Origin of the sequence: Agrobacterium genomosp. 2 str. CFBP 5494, assembly GCF_900013495.1 — a bacterium.
GTDB lineage: Bacteria > Pseudomonadota > Alphaproteobacteria > Rhizobiales > Rhizobiaceae > Agrobacterium > Agrobacterium pusense.
On sequence record NZ_LT009718.1, the window covers coordinates 1 to 17796 of the forward strand.

Sequence of the window (17796 nt, forward strand, 5' to 3'; positions counted from 1 at the left end):
CGTTGTTTTAGAATGATAGTTTCCAGAACCGGCTGAAATACCGACCTTTGTCGGCCGATAACATGGCGTCTGGTCCTGTTTCGGGAAACATGTAATAGGATCGAGCAGGAATTTAGACCGATCAGGGCGTTTGACGTCCTGTAAAGACAAGAATTGGAGAGCCCGTGCGCATTCTCGATGAAGCCGTCATTCCCGAGCTGCCGAATTACTACCGCGGCAAGGTGCGGGAAAATTACGACCTGCCCGACGGCAATCGCATCATCATATCCACCGATCGTCTCAGCGCCTTTGATCGTATCCTCACCTGCATACCTTATAAGGGGCAGGTTCTGACACAGACGGCCCGCTACTGGTTCGAGCTGACGAAGGACATCTGCCCCAATCATGTGGTCGAATATCCCGACCCCAATGTCGTCATCGGCAAGCGGCTCGAAATACTGCCGGTCGAAGTGGTCGTTCGCGGTTATCTGGCCGGCACGACAGGCACCTCGATCCTCACCCTTTATAAGAAGGGCGAACGGCAGATGTACGGTATGAGCCTGCCCGATGGGATGAAGGACAACCAGATCCTGCCCGAACCGGTGATCACACCCACCAGCAAAGCCTTTGATGGCGGCCATGATGAACCTTTGACGCCTTCGGAGATCGTAGAGAAGAAACTCCTGACGCAGGAGCAATGGAACGTGCTTTCCCATTACGCGCTGGCACTGTTCAAGCGCGGGCAGGAGATTGCCGCCAGACAGGGCCTCATTCTCGTTGACACGAAATACGAATTCGGAACGGATGAAAACGGGACGATCATTCTGGCCGACGAGATACACACACCGGACAGCAGCCGCTACTGGATGGCTGACAGCTATGAGGAAAGCTTTCGAAACGGCACAAGGCCGGCAAGCTTCGACAAGGACTTTGTCAGAGCCTGGGTTGCCGAACGCTGCGACCCTTACAAGGACGAGGTGCCTGAAATTCCGCAGGACCTCGTCTTGCAAACCTCGAAGGTCTATATTGATGCTTACGAACGTATCACCGGACAGAGCTTCGTTCCCGACGATAGCGGCGAGACGCCGCTTGCAAGAGTACGCCGGAATCTGGAGCGGTTCTTCCCCGGAGTCTGACTGTGAACAAAATGATCGAACAGGCGAGAAAGGCCGACAGGAAGGGTGACCGTCCTGTCAGACGCCGGCCCCGCCGTTCCGCCGAGGAAACCCGGCGGGACATTCTCGCCAAGGCGGAAGAGCTTTTCCGGGAGCGCGGTTTCAATGCCGTTGCGATTGCCGATATCGCCGCGGCGCTCGGTATGTCTCCCGCCAATGTCTTCAAGAATTTCAGCTCGAAGAACGCCCTTGTCGACGCCCTTGGCTTCGAACAGATCGGTGCTTTCGAACGCCAGATCTGTCCGCTCGACAAAAGCCATGCGCCGCTTTCCAGATTGCGTCATCTGGCGCGCAACCTGATGGAGCAACACCATCAGGATCTCAATAAGAACCCCTATGTCTTCGAAATGATCCTGATGACCGCCAAGCAGGACATGAAGTGCGGAGACTATTACAAGTCCGTCATCGTGAAGCTGCTCGGCGAGATCATTCAGGATGGGATCGAAGCCGGAATCTATGCCGCCACGGATGTTTCTCCTCTGGCGGAAACCGTGCTCCATGCGCTGACCAGCGTCATTCATCCCGTCCTTATCGCGCGGGAAGATATCGGCAATTTGGCAACACGTTGCGATCAACTCGTCGATTTAGTCGATGCGGGATTGCGCAATCCGCTTGCTAAGTGACGATTCCCAATTTACGTCACCTTCTCGCAGTTGCTTGCGAAGCGCAAAAGCCTGCGCTTCTATGCGCATGCGGTCCGGATAGAATAAGCGAATCGGGTCCCTTCCAAGGCCTTCGCCTGTCGTATCTGTCTCCGGACGCGCATCCGCCGAGCGACATTGCGCTTATAGTTGAATGCGATCGATACGCAGGGAAGAACAATGAGCCGACGTATTTTACCCCTACTTGCTTCTCTGTGTGTGACCGCGATTCTGGCGGGCTGCAGCGATGGCGGCGAAAGCAGCCAGAACGCCGCCCAGGGCGCAGCGCGTCCGCCGTCTCCGGTCAGCGTCATTTTGATGAAGACCAGCGAATATCCGTTGACCACTGTTCTGCCCGGCCGCGCCAGCGCGTTCCAGACGGCTGAAATCCGGCCGCGGGTCACCGGCATCATCCGTGAAATTCCCTTCAAGGAAGGCAGCGAGGTGAAGCAGGGCGACGTTCTCTACCAGATCGAAGACAATACCTATCTGGCGGAAGTGGCGCAGGCCAAGGCAAACGTGGCGAAGGCGGAAGCGAGTGTCCCGAGCGCCGAAGCCAACCTTGCCCGGTACGAACGGCTGGTTAACAGCGGTGCCACCCAGATCGAATATGAAAACGCTAAGGTGACGCTGCTGCAGGCGCAGGCCGATGTGGCCCAGACCAAGGCGGCGCTGGAAACGGCGGAGATCAATCTCGATCTCACGAAGGTCCGTGCACCCTTCGACGGCATTACCAGCGCAACGGCCTTCAGCATCGGCAACGTGGTGACCGCGAACCAGACGACCGCTTTGACGACGCTTCGTCGCATCGATCCGATTTACATCGACCTGATGGAATCCAGCACCAATCTCCTGCGTCTGAAAAAGGCGATATCGTCCGGTCAGCTTGGTGGCGACACGAAAGAGACCGGCATTCATCTGACACTGGAAGATGGCACCGAATATAAGCATGACGGCAAGATCGACATGTCTGACATGGCGGTGAGCGAAACGACAGGCACCTTCTCCATCCGCGCCCTCTTCGATAATCCGGACGATCTCCTGCTTCCCGGCACCTATGTTCGCGCCACGCTGACCATCGGCAAGGAAAAGGGCTTCCGTATCCCGCAGCGCGCGGCGAGCCGAAACGCCAATGGCGAGCTGACGGCAAAATTCGTGACGGCGGAAAACAAGGTGGAAACCCGCACCTTCCCTTCCAGCCAGCAGTCGGGCAACGCCTGGCTGGTGACGGAAAACGTCAAGGATGGCGACAAGCTCATTGTCGACGGCTTCCAGTGGATCGCGGACGGCGCAACCGTGGCGCCGGTGGAAGTGACCATTGACGATCGGGGTATCGTCGTTGTGCCGCAGCAGGCTCAGCCTGCCGCCGCGCCTTCGAAATAAGCATGAGCGCGAGACCTCCGGTCGAAGCTCGTAAAAGGTAAGGCAAGGACTGCCATGGCCCATTTCTTCATCAGGCGCCCCGTTTTTGCATGGGTTATCGCCATCGTCATCATGCTGGGCGGCGCCCTTGCGATCTGGACTCTCTCCATTTCGCAATATCCCGACATTGCACCGACAACGGTCCGCGTCAGCGCGACCTACAATGGCGCCAGCGCCGAGACCGTGGAAAAATCGGTGACAACCATCATTGAGGACGGCATGACCGGCCTCGATGACCTCACCTATATGACCTCGTCGTCCTCGACCGGCAGTTCCGAAGTGACGCTGACATTCGGTAACAGCATCCTGCCTGACATCGCGCAGGTTCAGGTGCAGAACAAGCTGCAGCTTGTCCAGTCGCAATTGCCCGATACCGTGCAGCAGCGGGGTATCCAGGTCAGCCGCTCGACATCGAGCATTCTGATGGTTGGTGCACTGATCTCCACCGACGGCAAGCGCAATTCGGCCGATCTCGGCGACGTCTTCTCCTCGCGTGTCGAAGACCAGATCAAGCGCCTGGAAGGCGTGGGCAGCATCAATGTCTTCGGCTCCGAATATGCGATGCGTATCTGGCTGGATCCCTTCAAGCTCAACAAATACCAGCTGACCACCGCAGACGTCACCGGCGCCATCGAAAGCCAGAACACCCAGGTTTCGGTCGGTTCGCTCGGTGCCGTTCCCGCCGTCAAGGGTCAGCAGCTCAACGTGACGGTGACGGCGCAGAGCCAGCTCACCACTGTCGCCGACTTCGAATCGGTCATCCTGAAAGTCGAAAAGGATGGCGCAACCGTCCGCCTCAGCGATGTTGCCCGTATTGAAATCGGCCAGGAAACCTATGGCGGCGATTCCCGCTCCAATGGCCGCCCTTCGGCCGGTTTCGCGGTCAACCTTGCCACGGGTGCCAACGCGCTCGACACTGCGGCGCGTGTAAAAGCTGCCCTGACCAACGTCGAAGGTTCGCTGCCTGAAGGCGTCGCGATCGAATATCCCTATGACACGACGCCGTTCGTGAAACTGTCGATCGAAAAAGTGGTGCATACGCTGATCGAGGCGATCATCCTCGTCTTCGTCGTGCTTCTGGTGTTCCTGCAGAACCTCAGAGCCACCTTTATTCCGATGATCGCCGTGCCGGTCGTGCTTCTCGGCACCTTCGGCGTTCTCGCGCTCACCGGGTATTCCATCAATACGCTCACCATGTTCGCCATGGTTCTGGCCATCGGTCTGCTCGTTGATGACGCCATCGTCGTTGTCGAAAACGTCGAACGAATCATGTCGGAGGAGGGTTTGTCGCCGGTCGAGGCCACCGAGAAGTCGATGGGTGAGATCACCGGAGCCATCATCGGTATCGCGCTTGTGCTCACCGCCGTGTTCATTCCTATGGCCTTCTTCGGCGGATCGACGGGCATCATCTACCGCCAGTTCTCGATCACCATCGTTTCGGCCATGCTGCTTTCGGCCGTAGTCGCCATCGTGCTGACGCCGGCGCTCTGCGCCACCATGCTGAAGCCGATCGACCATCACAAGAAGCAGCGCGGGCCGGGCGCGTGGTTCAACCGCGGCTTCGGCAAGACGACGGACGGCTACGTGTCCTCCATCGGTTATCTGCTGAAGCGGCCCCTGCGCGTCATGATCATCTTCGCAATCGTCATCGGCGGCTGCGTCTGGTTCTTCAGCAAGCTCCCCAGCTCGTTCCTGCCGCAGGAAGACCAGGGCGTGCTCCTGACCATCATCCAGACGCCGACCGGTTCGAATATCGAGCGAACCAATGAGGTGGTGAAGCAGGTTGAAAACTACTTCCGCGAAAAGGAAGCCGCCAATGTCGAATCGGTTTTCGGCGTTCTCGGCTTCAGCTTCAGTGGTTCGGGCCAGAACAACGCCATCGTCTTCACCAAACTCAAGGATTTCGCCGAGCGAACGGCTCCCGACCAGCACGCGGGCGCCATCGTCCAGCGCGCCATGGGCACCTTCTTCGGTTTCCGCGATGCCCAGGTCTTCCCGCTTCTGCCGCCGGCCATTCAGGGCATGGGTACATCGAGCGGCTTCTCGATGTATCTCGTGGATAGCGGCCGCAACGGCACCGATGCCCTGACCGCTTCGTCCAAGGAATTGATTGCGCTTGCCACCGGCAATCCGAAGATCAGCTCGCTTCGAAGCGACAGCCAGGACAACGAAACCCAGATGAAGATCATCCTCGATCAGGAGAAGATGGGGGCAATGGGTGTCGATCTTTCCTCTGTCAATCTGATGCTGTCGACGATCTTCGCCGGCCGTGACGTCAATGACTTCACCCTCAACGGTGAACTCAAGCCCGTCTATGTCCAGGGCGACGCGCCTTACCGCATGCAGCCGGACGATCTCAAGTTCTGGTATGCCCGCAACACCAGCGGCGAGATGGTGCCATTCTCTTCCTTCAGCGAGGTGAAATGGATCAACGCTCCTCCGTCTCTGGCGCGCTTTAACGGCACGGGCGCCATCTCGCTCGAAGGCACTGCCGGCGCAGGCGTAGCCTCCGGTGATGCCATGGACGAGATGGAACGGCTGACGGCGAGCCTGCCGGGCGGTTACACGGTCGCGTGGCAGGGCATCTCCTATCAGGAACGCCTTTCCGGCTCACAGGCGCCGATGCTCTATGCGCTCTCGGTGCTGATCGTGTTCCTTTGCCTTGCCGCCCTTTATGAAAGCTGGTCCATCCCCTTCTCCGTCATCATGGCCGTGCCGGTGGGTGTCCTCGGCGCCTTGGCCGCGGCGCATTTCTTCGGCCAGTCGAACGACGTCTACTTCAAGGTGGGCCTGCTGACGACCATCGGCCTCGCGGCAAAGAATGCGATCCTGATCGTCGAATTCGCCAAGGAGAGACAGGAGCACGGGCTGAGTCTCATGGAAGCGACACTGGAGGCCGCGAAGCTGCGCCTGCGGCCGATCATCATGACATCGCTGGCCTTCATCCTCGGTGTTGTGCCTCTCGCAATCGCAACCGGTGCGGGTTCAGCCGCCCAAAATGCAATCGGGATTGGAGTGTTGGGTGGTATGCTTTCTGCAACACTGCTCGGAATTTTCTTCGTTCCGTCCTTTTTCGTCATCATTCGTCGCCTTTCAAGGCGTTAACAAAACAAAAATGGGCTGTGCCAACCGTTAATACGCTGCTAGAAATGTTGCCGATTTGGCAATTGCACGTTTCTACGGCAGATCGACCGCGCAGCCCATTTTTCACCAAGCCGCGCTCGGTAAGCCAACCAGAGAATTGGGAAAATTATATGCTGTCTATTCGCGCTACTCTTCCCCTGACAATGCTGCTGCTCTCAGGCTGCGTTGTCGGACCCGACCACAAGACACCGGAAATCCAATTGCCGGGAAAGTTTGCGGAAGCCGGAAAAACCAGTAACGGCGACATCAGCACCGTTGCGTGGTGGACAGCCTTCAATGACAGCCGCCTGAACGGTTACGTTGCTACCGGCCTGAAGCAGAACCTGACGGTGATGCAGGCCATAGAGCGTATCAACCAGGCTGAAGCCAACGTGATTTCAGCCGGCGCAGGCGGCCTGCCCAGCCTGACCGCCAATGGCAGCCACACGACCAGCGAAACGAAGGGCAGCTACCGCGACGTTCCTGTTACCAACGTCTCTTCCGGCAGCCTCAGCGTTTCCTGGCTGCTCGATCTCTTCGGCCGCTACCGTCGCGCCACGGAAAGCGCCAATGCATCGCTCGATGCGGCTTATTCAAGCGTCGACGTTCAGCGCCTGACGCTGATTTCCTCGGTTGCCTCGGCTTACATCGACGTACGCTATTATCAGGAGCGTCTGGCGATCGCCCGCCATAACCTGGCTTCCCGCCGTGAAACACTGGATCTGACCAAGCTTCAGCTTGAAGCCGGTGCGGCTTCGCGACTCGACGTTGTCCAGTCCGAGGGTCTGGTCAACTCCACCCTGTCCGACATACCGGGCCTCGAAACCAACTTCCGCAAGGCGGCGCACCGCATCGCCACGCTGCTCGGCCTGCCAGCTTCGTCGCTGATCGCCGAGTTGCAGAAGGGCGCGCGTCAGCCCGTGGCCCGCAGTGTGCCACGCACCGGCATTCCGGCAGATCTCATTCGCAATCGTCCGGATATCCGCGTCGCCGAGCGTGAACTTGCGGCAGCCGTGGCAAAGATCGGCGTTGCCGAATCGCAGCTTTATCCGAGCATTGAACTCGGCGGCGCCATCACCCCGAGCTACAACTTCGTAAGCGGCGGCAACAGAGGTACGGCAAACAGCTGGTCCTTCGGCCCGAGCCTTGTTCTTCCGATCCTCGATGGCGGCAGCATCCGCGCCAATATCGACCTCGCCAACTCGCAGGCGCGCGAAGAATATCTCGCATGGAAGCAGACGGTCCTCAACGCCGTCGAAGAGGTTGAAAACGCCCTTGCCGCAGTCAATCGCGACCAGCGCACCGCCGACGCATTGCGCAAGACGGTCGCTTCCTACCAGGAAGCGTTGCAGCTCTCGACCGCCAGCTACCGCGACGGTGCCTCTTCGCTGCTCGACGTTCTCGATGCGCAGCGTCAGGTGTCAGCCGCACAGGCAAGCCTTGCCACGGCGATCCAGCAGACCGCGCAGGACTATGTGTCGCTGAACGTGGCGCTGGGCGGCGGTTATGCCTTTGGCCAGACGACCGCGCCGAAGAAACCGGCAGGCCCGACCGTCACGGCGGCCAAGGGCATGTAATCAACAGCCCGAAAAGGCAAAAAGCCCGCGTCTCGACGCGGGCTTTTTGTTATTCGCGGCATGGAATAAAAAAAGCACCGGGAACCGGTGCTTTTTTGTCTACTCGATCGCCAGGATCAGTTCTTGGCGCGCTCGACGTAGGAATTGTCTTCCGTCGCGATGACCACGCGAATGCCGGCATCGATATGCGGCGGCACCATGGTGCGGATCCCGTTGGAAAGAATGGCGGGCTTGTAAGAAGAAGACGCCGTCTGGCCTTTTACGACCGGCTCGGTTTCCGTGATCTCAAGCGTGACGTGGCGCGGCAGTTCGACGGCCAGCGGATTGCCTTCGTGGATGGAAAGAACGCAGGTCATGCCTTCCTGAAGATAGGCCTTCTGGTCACCCATCGTCTCCGCATCCACCACGACCTGATCGTAATTCTCAGGGTTCATGAAGTGGAAGCCTTCGCCATCTTCATAGAGAAACTGGAAGTTCAGGTCTTCAACAAAAGCACGCTCGACCTGCTCGGTGGTGCGCCAGCGCTCGGAGACCTTCACGCCATCGACGATGCGGCGCATGTCCACCTGCGTGACCGGCGTGCCCTTGCCGGGATGAAAGTTCTGCGCGGTGAGAACGACGTAAAGCTTGCCGTCCACGTCGAGAACATTGCCCTTGCGGACGGATGAGGCGATAACCTTGACCATATGACTTCCTTGTAACTCGATGAAATGCGTCGTAAAGGACTGCGCGGCAGCACCAGCCCCGGCAGACGTTTTGTCTTTTTTCTGGGGCGCAACTACCTTAAATCCGCACGGATTGCCAGCCTTCTACAGCAATTCGCGGAAGAGTACCTAGCGGTTTTCGCCCCGGAACCGCTTTAAATAACGCAACCAGGTGTTTTGCAGCCTGTTTATCCGCAATCCGGGGCGGGGCAGAAGACGGAAACGAAGAACGATGCGCGCAAGCAACGAAACAATGTCGCCATGGTGGACGCCCGACGTCCATGCCGACCGTCGCGCCTTCCTGCTTGGCCGCAACGCCGTCCAGTCGGCCTTTCGCGGCTATTTCGCCCGCGCCGATTTTCTGGAGGTCGATACCTCCACCCTGCAGATCTCGCCAGGCAACGAGGCACATCTCCACGCATTTGCCACTGAAGGCGTGACGCCGGGCGGCGACGCCGTGCCGCTTTATCTTCACACGTCTCCGGAATTCGCCTGCAAGAAGCTGCTTGCCGCGGGTGAAAAACGCATCTCCTGTTTCGCCCATGTCTACAGGAACCGGGAGCGGGGCCCGCTGCACCACCCCGAATTCACCATGCTGGAATGGTATCGCGCAGGCGAAACCTATGAGAGCCTGATGAAGGACAGCGCCACTCTTCTCGCTCTCGCGGCCGAAACCACGGGTACGAAACATTTTTCCTATCGCGGGCGCAGCGTTGATCCCTTTCTCGAGCCCGAACGCCTGAGTGTCGCTGAGGCCTTCGAACGCTATGCCGGAATCGACCTTCTGGCCACAATCAGCGGAGACGGCGAGACCGACAGCCGGCACCTTGCCGCAAGCCTCGCCAGTGCCGGCATCCGGGTGGCCGAGGATGATACCTGGGCGGATATGTTCAGCCGTGTCATCGTCGAACGGGTCGAGCCGGAACTTGGCTTCGGACGCGCGACAATTCTCGATGAATATCCGGCAAGCGAAGCAGCCCTCGCCCGCAGATCCCCGAGGGATGCGCGCGTGGCGGAACGTTTCGAGCTTTATGCCTGCGGCGTGGAACTTGCCAATGCCTTCGGTGAATTGACCGACGCTGCCGAGCAGAGGCGGCGTTTTGAAACGGAGATGGCGGAAAAGCAGCGCGTGTATGGCGAGACCTATCCGCTGGACGAGGATTTTCTGGCTGCGCTCGCCATCATGCCGCCGGCAAGCGGCATAGCCCTGGGTTTCGACCGGCTGGTGATGCTGGCCACAGGCGCACCCCGCATCGATCTCGTCATGTGGGCCCCGGTTGCGGAATACGGACGATGACAGGCTCTGATACCATCAAGACACCGGAGGCACTGCTGGAAGCAGGGCTGATCGAAGCCGACGCACTCGACAACCTGCGGCCGGTCACGCAGCGTTACGCACTGGCTATCACGCCAGCGGTTGCCGAACTGATCGACATCGGCGATCCGAACGATCCCATCGCCCGGCAGTTCGTGCCGGATGCGGCCGAGCTTATCCATCTTGCCGAAGAGCGGGAGGATCCGATAGGCGATGACGCCCATAGCCCCGTGCATGGCATCGTTCACCGTTATCCGGACCGGGTTCTTTTAAAGGCGGTGCATATATGCCCCGTTTATTGCCGTTTCTGTTTTCGCCGTGAAATGGTCGGGCCGCAGGGTAATGGCATGATGAGCCCGCAGCAGCTGGACGCCGCATTCGACTATATAAAGGCGGACCCGGCGATCTGGGAGGTCATCCTCACCGGCGGCGATCCACTGGTGCTCTCCCCGCGGCGACTTTTCGATCTGATGCAACGACTGAAAGACATATCGCATGTGAAGATCGTCCGCTTCCACACCCGCGTGCCCGTAGTCGATCCCGATCGCATCGATGAAGCGATGATCGACGCGCTGAAATCCAGCGGCAAGACGACTTATGTTGCCCTGCATGCGAATCACGCGCGGGAACTCGGCGACGCCGCAAGACTAGCCTCGGCACGCCTCATTGATGCGGGGATCGCCATGGTCAGCCAGACCGTGCTTTTAAAAGGTGTCAACGACGATCCGGCGATTCTTGCCGAACTGATGCGGGCATTCGTCGAGACCCGTATCAAGCCCTATTATCTTCACCACCCCGATCTGGCGCCCGGCACCAGCCACTTCCGCCTGTCGATAGAAGAAGGGCAGCGAATCGTGTCTGCCCTGCGTGGACGCATCTCCGGTCTCTGCCAGCCGACCTATGTTCTCGACATACCCGGCGGCCACGGCAAGGCGCCCATTGGCGGAAATGCGGCCGAAAAGACCCGGGACGGCCGTTTTTCAATATCTGACTTCAACGGAAACGATCATATTTATCCGCCGCAGCCATCCGGACGCGATTAAAAAAGCTAAAAAAGCCCTTTGCGCCGGGCCTTTTGACGCCGGCCCCGAGCGGAAACAAAAATTTCACAATTCCGCCCCTCTCCTGTCATCATAAAGAAAAATATTCTACCTATAACAATCAGCATTGATTTTAGTGCTGGTCTGGGTTATCAGTGTGGAACTGGAGAACGAGTCTCCTGATTCCGGATCAACACCAATACAGGGAGTGTGTCATGTCAAAATACAATCGCATCAACGCAATCCTTGGTCTTGAATCCTGGAATGCTGGATTTAAATCCACGTGTTCCCGCTGCTGTCGAATGTGACTTAACAGTCTCAATTTCCTGAAAATCAGTTCGACAACATGCTGTGAGAAGTAGCCACAGCGGGAGTTTATCTATGCAGAAGCAAGTTATTGAATTCGCCGGCGAGCCCGTCGGCATCGTCATCCCGGACAACGACCGGCTGAAGTTTATTGCGGTGAAGTTCCACGTTCACGATCTGGACGAGCAGAAGTTCGACAGTGCGGACGATGTGCGGATCGCGATTCGCGACCTCGTGCGTAATCGGAACCTGGCCGCGGTAGCCTGATGCGCGAAAGCCATCGCCCGCTTACAAAACCGTCAAAACGAAAGCGCGCCCCATATCGGACCCGACATTGTGGGCCTGCGGCGCGCTTTTCCTTGGCTGACAGTCCTGCCTGCAAGACACCGCCTTCCACTTTAATAGGTCTGCCTATGCAGGTTTTTGCGAAATTCGCAAACGCGCCTAAGCCCCCACATTTCCTTGTTCCGACAAGGCGCTGAGCTGACAGGCTCCCGGGACGGGCAGAATGAGAGGCCGTCGCTGACTCTCAAGTTTGATGTCAGAAGGCCGTAAAGGTCAGCGTTGTCAGCGAACGAACGATGCCCGGAATATTGACGATGTTCTGATTGATGAATTTGCCGATATCCTCTTCCGGCGGAAGATAGATTTTCAGCAGAAGATCATATTCACCGCTGGTGGAATAAAGTTCGGAAACCAGTTCGGTTTTATAGATGGCGTCGGCGACATCATAAGTCTTGCCGGGCTCGCATTGAAGCTGAACAAAAATGGGCTTCACGGACATCTCCCGTATTGAAACTTTCAGGGCACGGCTCTGGCGCCACGCGTCACAGCGCACTATTGGCTGAGCCGCATCGTTCTTGCAAGACCGCGCAAGGGTTTAAGCGGAAAACTCCCCGGCCTCGACGCCGGTTCCACCTCCTGCCTCGGAAACGATCCAGCGCCGAAAGCTTTCAAGCGGCGCGTAACCGGCGCGATCCGGCATGCAGGCGAGATAATACGCCTCCTCGCTTTCCGCCTCGCCGGCAACGGCCGCGACAAGTCGGCCACTTCGCAACTCCTCTTCGATCATGAAAGCAGGAATGAGCGACACACCGAGACCGGCGCTCGCCGCTTCGGCGATGGTGGTGAACTGATCGAAAAGCATGCCGTGTACGTTGTCGAATACCACGCCGTGACTGCGAAACCATTGCTCCCAGGCATCTGGTCGGGTTGTCATGTGGAGTAGCGGCACATGAAGCAGATCATCAGGCGTTGAAAATCGGTGTCGCGTTTTGAAAGCGGGGCTGCATACGGCAACGATCTTTTCGTGCATCAGGAAAACAAGTTCGGTACCCGGCCAGTGCGGCAAGCCGAAATGAATCGCCGCATCGACCGTATCGGTCTTGAAATCGAAAAGCGAAGACCGCGTCAGAAGATTGACGGAAATACCCGGGTGGCGTGCGATAAAAGCGGGCAGGCGCGGCACGAGCCAGCGTGTGCCGAAGCTTGGCAGCACCCCGAGATTGAGCGTGCCGCCATCCGGATTGGCGCGTAGATTGAGGGAAGCCGTCGATATGCGCCGCAGGGCTTCGCGTATTTCCCGGCCATAACCCTCCCCTGCCCTTGTCAACCGGATCGTCTGTCGCTCGCGAAGGAACAGCGCCACCCCGAGCTGTTCTTCGAGGGCCAGGATTTGCCGGCTGACGGCACCCTGGGTCAGGCCGAGCTCCCGCGCAGCCGCGGTAACGCTGCCGGTGCGCGAAGCGGCTTCGAATGCCGCGAGTAGCGAAAGCGACGGCAAAAAACGGCGGGGCGGCAGAACCATATTCCCTCACGGAATGAACTCTTGACGATATGTCGATATTCAACAGGCGGCGAGGCTTGTAAAGTCTTATAAACAAGGGCTTGTCACTCATACAAAAACCAAATGAACTCGCCCGGACATGGTGGAACGATGTATAATGACCCCCGCTCGCACGGCCTCTGGGAAAAGACCGCGCCGCAGCCACCCGCAACAGCTGCGTTAAAAGGCTCCGTGGCTGCCGATGTCGTTATCGTCGGTGGCGGTTTCACCGGGCAATCTGCGGCGCTCCACCTTGCCGACCGGAACATAGATGTCGCCCTGCTCGAAGCCAGGAAAATCGGCTTCGGCGGCGCGGGGCGCAATGTCGGCCTTGTCAATGGCGGCATGTGGGTCATGCCGAAGGAATTGCCTGGCGTGCTGGGCGAAACTTACGGCGAGCGGCTTCTCGGCCTTCTGGGCAATGCGCCACTTCTCGTGCGAGACCTGGTGGAAAAACACGCAATTCCCTGCGAGATCGAAAAAAACGGAACGCTGCATTGCGCAGTTGGTGAAAAAGGGCTCCGTGAAATCCGCGAACGCTGCGAACAATGGGCCGAAAGGGGCGCGCCCGTTCGTGTTCTCGATGCAGAGGAAACGGCCAGACGCACGGGCACGACAGCCTATTCCGGCGCACTTCTGGATACCCGCGCAGGCACAATTCAGCCGCTCGCCTATGTTCGCGGTCTCGCCGCTGCCGCGCAGAAGGCGGGCGCACGGCTGTATACGGATAGCCCCGTGGTAGCCACCGAACGCAACGGTGGACAATGGGTCGTGAAGACGCCAAACGGATCGGTAACCGCCAAATGGATCGTGGTGGCGACCGAAGCCTACAGCACGGGACCGTGGCAGGTCGTTCGCGATGAACAGATTTATCTGCCCTATTTCAACTTCGCGACCAGACCTCTCGGCGACAATCTGCAGAAAAGCATCCTCCCCGGCCGCGAGGGCTGCTGGGACACGAAGGAAATTCTCTCATCCTTCCGCATGGACAAGGCTGGCCGGCTGGTCTTCGGCAGTGTCGGGGCGCTGCGCGGCACGGGTGCCGCCATTCACCGCGCCTGGGCGAAACGGTCGTTGAAGCGGCTTTTTCCGCAGCTTGGGGATACCGAGTTCGAGTGTGAATGGTATGGCCAGATCGGTATGACCGACAATGCCGTGCCCCGCTTTCACAAATTCGCCGAAAATGTCGTCGGCTTTTCAGGCTATAATGGCCGCGGCATCGCACCGGGCACGGCCTTCGGCAAAGTCATTGCACAGCATGTTCTCGGTGAGATAACCGAGGCGGAATTGCCTTTGCCTTTAACGGAACCAAAAGCGCAGCCCTTCAGGGCTCTGAAGGAAGCCTATTACGAAGCAGGTGCACAGATAGCCCATTTCGCCGGCGAGCGTTTTTGATCCGACTTACGGTCCGACAGAAACATCGGGCCCGATATCTGATTACGACCTTTTGCCGTTTCTTGTGTGCTTGCCATCCCCCACAGCTGTCACGGCGTTTCAGTCAGCCCAAATCTTCGGTCTGAAAAGACACTCCCGTGGCGCAGACGCTCATCCCATGCATTCCTGTTGCAAGCAGAGAACTGAGGTTGGAAGCCCCCCAACCCCGGGAATTTTGTCATCCTTCGATATATCCTTGAAAATATAATGAATGCGCGATAGGCCTATCGATATATTCATAGGAATATCTCGTACCGGGGCATCACACCATGAGACTTTTGCGTCGCAGCTTCTTCAAAACCATCGCCACAGTGACGTCCTTCTGGCTGGCGGCCTCCTTTGCAGCCGTTCCGGCCCATGCCGCCGAAAAAGTCACGGTGTTTGCCGCAGCCAGCATGAAAAACGCACTGGACGGCATCAACGCCGAGTGGGCGAAGGAAAGCGGTAATGAAGCGGCGGCTTCTTATGCCGCAAGTTCAGCGCTCGCCAAGCAGATCGAGCAGGGCGCACCAACGGATATCTTCATTTCCGCCGACCTTGCATGGATGGATTATGTCGCTGAAAAGAAGCTGATCAACGCTGACAGCCGCTCCAATCTTCTAGGCAACCGCATCGTTCTCGTCGCTCCCGCCGACAAGGCCAAGCCGGTCGAGATCAAGCAGGGCTTTGATCTTGGGGCTCTGGTAGGTGACGGCCGCCTGGCCATGGGCGCGGTGGATTCCGTACCCGCCGGCAAATACGGCAAGGCCGCGCTGGAAAAACTCGGCGTCTGGTCGTCGGTCGAACAAAAGGTCGCCGGCGCGGAAAGCGTGCGTGCCGCCCTGCTGCTCGTCTCGCGCGGAGAGGCGCCCTATGGCATCGTCTACCAGACCGATGCGGCTGCCGATCCCGGTGTGAAGATCGTCGGCACGTTCCCTGAAGACAGCCATCCACCGATCATCTATCCCGTGGCCATTCTTTCGGAGGCAAAATCGCCAGCGGCAAAAGCCTATCTGGATTTCCTGAAGTCCGAAAAGGCAACGCCCTTCTTCGAAAAGCAAGGCTTTACGGTTTTGAAATAAACTGCTTTTCCTGGCCCAGGGGGCCGCAAGAGATGACGGTTACGGGATATGGCGTTGCATTGGTGGACACTCAGCCCTGAAGAATGGACGGCGATCAGGCTCAGCCTGTGGGTGTCCTCCGTTGCCATGCTCGCCAGCCTGCCGTTCGGCATTCTCATCGCCTTGGCGTTGGCGCGCGGCCGCTTCTGGGGCAAGTCTCTCCTCAACGGCATCGTCCACCTGCCGCTTATCCTGCCGCCCGTCGTAACCGGTTTTCTGCTGCTGGTTCTCTTCGGCCGCCGGGGCGCCATCGGACAATTTCTCGACAGCTGGTTCGGCATCGTCTTCTCCTTCCGGTGGACGGGGGCAGCTCTCGCATGCGCTGTCATGGCCTTTCCGCTGATGGTGCGCTCCATCCGCCTTTCCATCGAAGCGGTGGATCGCAAGCTGGAAGAGGCGGCGGGAACATTGGGGGCCAATTCGCTCTGGGTGTTCCTCACCGTTACCCTGCCCCTGACCCTGCCCGGCATCATCGCCGGCATGATTCTCGCTTTCGCCAAGGCCATGGGCGAATTTGGCGCGACCATCACTTTCGTCTCAAACATTCCGGGTGAAACGCAGACATTGTCCGCCGCCATCTACACCTTCACGCAGGTCCCGGGCGGCGACGCCGGTGCGCTGCGGCTTACAATCGTTTCGGTTGCGATCTCCATGCTCGCTCTGCTCCTCTCGGAATTGCTGGCCCGCGTAATCGGCAAACGGATTAGCATGGAATGACGCTTTCGGTTTCCATCCGCCACCGTCTTGGCGCCTTCGAACTTGACGCGTCATTCACGTCCGAAGGCGGAGTGACCGCGCTTTTCGGGCGCTCGGGCTCTGGCAAAACCTCAATGATGCGCATCATCGCCGGCCTGCTGCGGCCGGATGATGGACAGGTTTCACTTGATGGCAAAGTGTTGACCGACAGCGAAAAACGACTGTTTCTACCGGCACATAAACGCCATTTCGGTTATGTTTTTCAGGAAGCGCGGCTCTTCCCGCATCTCAGCGTCGCCCAAAACCTGAACTATGGCAGGTGGTTCACTGCAAATAAAACGACGGGCACGGATGGGGACCATATCGTCGACATGCTCGGCATTGGCCATCTTCTGCACCGACGCCCGAACAAACTTTCCGGCGGCGAAAAGCAACGTGTGGCTATCGGCCGCGCCCTGCTTTCTTCACCCAGATTGCTGCTGATGGACGAGCCGCTCGCCTCGCTGGACGAACAGCGGAAAGCGGAGATCATTCCCTATCTCGAACGGCTGCGGGACGAGACGAAAATCCCTGTTGTCTATGTCAGCCACTCGATCCACGAGGTCGCCCGTCTGGCCGATCGCATCGTTGTTATGAAGGACGGAACGGTGGAAACGCAGGGAAAAGCCGCCGAAGTGCTGGCAAGACCCGATTTCAGCACCCATCTCGAAAGGCGCGAGGCGGGCAGCATTCTTTCCGGGCGCATTGAAAGCTTCGACGAGCGGCATGGGCTTGCCGCCGTAAAGCTAAAAACCATGCTGCTTCACGTTCCGGCAAAAAGCGGAATATGCGGCAGCCCGGTGCGCGTGCTCATACCCGCACGCGATGTAATGCTTGCAACCGTAAAACCTGAAGGCTTGAGCGCGCTCAACATTCTCAACGGCCGTGTCGCAAACGTTTCCGTGAGCGAAGACGCCATGGTCACGGTTCAGGTGGATTGCGGCGGTGACATCATCCAGTCGCGCATCACAGACCTCTCTCGCGAAAGGTTGCAGCTGGAACCCGGAAAACCGGTGCATGCAATCATAAAGTCAGCGGCTATCGATCCCTATTGAGAGCAGCGTCAGGATTGCGGTTGGCCTCCAGCCAGTCGATATCCTGATGTAAGGCCTCGTTCATCCGCTTTTGCATGTCGCGATAACGCGCCAGCAATTCGGTGCCGAAGACGGTCAGCGCCGCCCCGCCGCCCTGTTTGCCGCCGCGCTGCGATTCGATAACCGGTTGTCGAAACATATGGTTCAGCGCATCCACCAACAGCCACGCGCGGCGATATGACATGTCCATCGCCCGCCCGGCGGCGGAGATCGAGCCGGTTTCGACAATCAGTTCCATCAATTCGATCTTGCCGTGGCCGAGGCGTTCTCCGGGCGGAAAATCAATGCGAAGGACAGGTTTCAGTGGCGGAAGAGCCTCACTCATC

Annotated in this window: 16 protein-coding genes; 12 read left to right on the forward strand and 4 right to left on the reverse strand. The window is 58.5% G+C overall.

Features of this window, described 5'->3' with window-relative positions; genetic code table 11:
- Nucleotides 1-164 precede the first annotated feature (164 nt).
- The 5 genes from AGR2A_RS00005 (at nt 165) to AGR2A_RS00025 (ending at nt 7917) form a co-directional block, all read left to right on the forward strand.
- Nucleotides 165-1115, forward strand: coding sequence for a phosphoribosylaminoimidazolesuccinocarboxamide synthase (locus AGR2A_RS00005; protein WP_035210214.1), 951 nt, complete (start codon nt 165-167; stop codon nt 1113-1115).
- A 2-nt stretch (nt 1116-1117) separates the two neighbouring features.
- Entirely contained in the window at nt 1118-1777 is a 660-nt protein-coding gene (locus tag AGR2A_RS00010) for a TetR/AcrR family transcriptional regulator (protein WP_004443597.1), read from the forward strand.
- A 198-nt stretch (nt 1778-1975) separates the two neighbouring features.
- Nucleotides 1976-3178, forward strand: a complete 1203-nt coding sequence (locus AGR2A_RS00015; RefSeq protein WP_006699119.1) for an efflux RND transporter periplasmic adaptor subunit — start codon at nt 1976-1978, stop codon at nt 3176-3178.
- A 54-nt stretch (nt 3179-3232) separates the two neighbouring features.
- On the forward strand, nt 3233-6322 hold the full coding sequence (locus AGR2A_RS00020; protein WP_004443603.1) for an efflux RND transporter permease subunit: 3090 nt from the start codon (nt 3233-3235) through the stop codon (nt 6320-6322).
- Between the two features lie 149 nt (nt 6323-6471).
- On the forward strand, nt 6472-7917 hold the full coding sequence (locus AGR2A_RS00025) for an efflux transporter outer membrane subunit (RefSeq protein WP_022556884.1): 1446 nt from the start codon (nt 6472-6474) through the stop codon (nt 7915-7917).
- A 116-nt stretch (nt 7918-8033) separates the two neighbouring features.
- Here the strand turns inward: AGR2A_RS00025 and efp are convergent, their stop codons facing one another.
- Entirely contained in the window at nt 8034-8603 is a 570-nt protein-coding gene (gene efp, locus AGR2A_RS00030) for an elongation factor P (protein WP_004443607.1), read from the reverse strand.
- A 250-nt stretch (nt 8604-8853) separates the two neighbouring features.
- On the opposite strand from efp, the gene epmA reads away from it, so the two are divergent.
- The 3 genes from epmA to AGR2A_RS00045 all read left to right on the forward strand — a co-directional run bounded on the left by epmA (nt 8854) and on the right by AGR2A_RS00045 (nt 11549).
- Nucleotides 8854-9918: an EF-P lysine aminoacylase EpmA gene (gene epmA, locus AGR2A_RS00035; protein WP_072495097.1), complete on the forward strand. Its 1065-nt coding sequence runs from the start codon at nt 8854-8856 to the stop codon at nt 9916-9918.
- Entirely contained in the window at nt 9915-10979 is a 1065-nt protein-coding gene (locus tag AGR2A_RS00040) for a lysine-2,3-aminomutase-like protein (protein ID WP_072495098.1), read from the forward strand. The genes epmA and AGR2A_RS00040 overlap by 4 nt, the downstream gene beginning before the upstream one ends.
- A gap of 378 nt (nt 10980-11357) precedes the next feature.
- A complete protein-coding gene (locus tag AGR2A_RS00045) occupies nt 11358-11549 on the forward strand; it encodes a hypothetical protein (protein WP_003492264.1) in 192 nt (63 codons plus the stop codon).
- Nucleotides 11550-11823: 274 nt separating this feature from the next.
- Here AGR2A_RS00045 and AGR2A_RS00050 read toward each other — a convergent pair whose 3' ends face one another.
- Together AGR2A_RS00050 and AGR2A_RS00055 are read right to left on the reverse strand one after the other, a co-directional pair.
- Nucleotides 11824-12060 carry an Lrp/AsnC ligand binding domain-containing protein gene (locus AGR2A_RS00050; protein ID WP_065116059.1) on the reverse strand — a complete coding sequence of 79 codons (237 nt, stop codon included), beginning with the start codon at nt 12058-12060 and terminating at the stop codon, nt 11824-11826.
- A gap of 102 nt (nt 12061-12162) precedes the next feature.
- A complete protein-coding gene (locus AGR2A_RS00055) occupies nt 12163-13089 on the reverse strand; it encodes a LysR family transcriptional regulator (RefSeq protein ID WP_072495099.1) in 927 nt (308 codons plus the stop codon).
- Between the two features lie 129 nt (nt 13090-13218).
- Here AGR2A_RS00055 and AGR2A_RS00060 point away from each other — a divergent pair, with 129 nt between their 5' ends.
- The 4 genes from AGR2A_RS00060 (at nt 13219) to modC (ending at nt 17431) form a co-directional block, all read left to right on the forward strand.
- The gene (locus tag AGR2A_RS00060) at nt 13219-14502 is read left to right on the forward strand and encodes an NAD(P)/FAD-dependent oxidoreductase (RefSeq protein WP_072495100.1); all 1284 of its coding nucleotides are present in this window, start codon (nt 13219-13221) and stop codon (nt 14500-14502) included.
- A gap of 308 nt (nt 14503-14810) precedes the next feature.
- Entirely contained in the window at nt 14811-15602 is a 792-nt protein-coding gene (gene modA, locus AGR2A_RS00065; protein ID WP_072495101.1) for a molybdate ABC transporter substrate-binding protein, read from the forward strand.
- A 48-nt stretch (nt 15603-15650) separates the two neighbouring features.
- Nucleotides 15651-16358 carry a molybdate ABC transporter permease subunit gene (gene modB, locus AGR2A_RS00070; RefSeq protein ID WP_072495102.1) on the forward strand — a complete coding sequence of 236 codons (708 nt, stop codon included), beginning with the start codon at nt 15651-15653 and terminating at the stop codon, nt 16356-16358.
- A complete protein-coding gene (modC, locus tag AGR2A_RS00075; RefSeq protein WP_072495103.1) occupies nt 16355-17431 on the forward strand; it encodes a molybdenum ABC transporter ATP-binding protein in 1077 nt (358 codons plus the stop codon). Before modB ends, modC begins: the two co-directional genes overlap by 4 nt.
- On the opposite strand, the gene AGR2A_RS00080 is transcribed toward modC, so the two are convergent.
- Nucleotides 17415-17795, reverse strand: a complete 381-nt coding sequence (locus AGR2A_RS00080; RefSeq protein WP_035210229.1) for a winged helix-turn-helix domain-containing protein — start codon at nt 17793-17795, stop codon at nt 17415-17417. The two genes, modC and AGR2A_RS00080, sit on opposite strands and share 17 nt — an antisense overlap.
- Between the last annotated feature and the right edge of the window lies 1 nt (nt 17796).